1 protein-coding gene and 1 pseudogene are annotated in these 1,134 nt (G+C 28.8%); both read left to right on the top strand.

The genetic code is table 11. The features are described 5' to 3' along the window. A partial coding sequence (locus tag AJ930_RS08865) for a hypothetical protein (protein WP_261659522.1) occupies positions 1 to 450 on the top strand: 450 nt, incomplete at its 5' end. A gap of 57 nt (positions 451 to 507) precedes the next feature. Further along, positions 508 to 1,134: pseudogene (locus AJ930_RS08870) on the top strand (hypothetical protein); the annotation flags it as partial.

The raw sequence follows: 1,134 nt of genomic DNA on the forward strand, positions 1-1,134 counted from the left end.
TGGTTTGATTCTGATAATAATAAATACGAAGCTGTTTATATTGGAGAAAGGGGCGGTGTTGAACTTGAGTATTCTTTTGATAGTGAAAAAGAAGCAATTGATAAAATGTTAAAAATGAATTATAAGCAAAAAAAATACGATGGAAAAGACATTAAAGAATATCTAACAAAAGAAGTAGCACTAAGAATCATCAAAGAAGAAAAGTTAGAAGTGATTTGGTATGATGAAGCACTTAAACCTTTATGTGCAGGTATCAAACATGATAAACAAAGAGATAAATACATTTCTTTTATCACTAATGCTAAAGCAAAAATTATAGAATGGAAAAGTATTGAGTTTGATGGGGATGAAGAATTTGAAGGAGAAATATATAATGATGAAGATATAGCCCTTTATGCTCTTATCAATCGTGCCAGAATGATTAAACAAAATAGAATCAGTTTTGTGTAAATGTTTTCCTTATGATTTGATTTAATCTTAGTGGGTTTAAAACCCACAAGGCTTTTCATGGCTAGAAAAAGAACAATCCTTATTCCTAGAATAAAAGATATTAATATAAGTTCTGATACTTCTTGTATGCATCCTATATTAGAAGATAATACTTTAGTATGCTTACATGGAGGTAGAGTTAAGTTAAAAGCAAAAAAAGCTAAAAGAATAAAATCAGACAATGTTCCTATTATGCTTAATAATGAAATACAAGGAGCTAGTATAAGTGGATGTTTAAATCCACCTATACTAGGAGGACCTTGTACTAAAGTAGCTATGGTATTTGCTTATACTTATTCAGATCATAAAGTTAATAATAAACATTCTGTTTTACAAATGGGTTTAATAGGAATGAGTATAAAAGGTTATCCTATATTTGCTATACCTAAAAAGAATAAAATTAAATTTGCTTTAGCTAAAATACAAGCTAGTCCTCTTGCTAAGATTAAGTATGATAGGATAAGATGGCAAGGGATAGGAGATAAATTAGGAGCGGCACAAAAAAGCAAAGAGAAAGCAAAAATGCTTTTATATTTGGAAAATGAAAATAAAAAAGGTAAGGTAAGTGATAAAGAAGTTCATCTTTATAAACATAATGGAATATGGCCTAAAGATACTCCAAAACCTAGAAGTCCTGATTATATT

This window comes from Campylobacter sp. BCW_6871, assembly GCF_001762325.1.
In the GTDB taxonomy this organism is placed as follows: domain Bacteria; phylum Campylobacterota; class Campylobacteria; order Campylobacterales; family Campylobacteraceae; genus Campylobacter_D; species Campylobacter_D jejuni.